We start from the raw sequence: 456 nt of genomic DNA on the forward strand, positions 1-456 counted from the left end.
TCCCGGCACTGCAGCTGATCATGCGCAAGCTCGACGATCTCGCCATTCCGCGCATCCTGTTCCTGAACAAGGTCGACAAGGCGATTGCGGGCGTGCGCGAGACGCTGAAGATGTTGCAGCCGGCAAGTTCGGTACCGCTGCTCTTACGCCAGATTCCGGTGCGCAAGGACGGCATCGTCATCGGCTCGATCGATCTGGCGCTGGAGCGCGCCTACATCTATCGCGAATACGCCGAAAGCCAGGTCGCCGAGATCCCGAACGACGACAAGGCGCGCGAGCTGGAAGCGCGTTTCTCCATGCTGGAAACATTAGCCGATCACGACGATCACCTGATGGAGCAATTGCTGGAGGAGATCGAGCCGCCGAAGGACGCGATCTTCGACGATCTCTCGGCTGACCTGCGCGCCGGCGCGGTGACGCCGGTGCTGATCGGCACGGCCGAGAAAGGCAACGGCG

General features: G+C 62.5%; 1 pseudogene. It reads left to right on the forward strand.

The features are described from left to right. Positions 1-456, forward strand: a pseudogene (locus EOA27_RS39875) (elongation factor G); the annotation flags it as partial.

The organism is Mesorhizobium sp. M2A.F.Ca.ET.037.01.1.1, from assembly GCF_003998075.1.
Classification (GTDB): domain Bacteria; phylum Pseudomonadota; class Alphaproteobacteria; order Rhizobiales; family Rhizobiaceae; genus Mesorhizobium.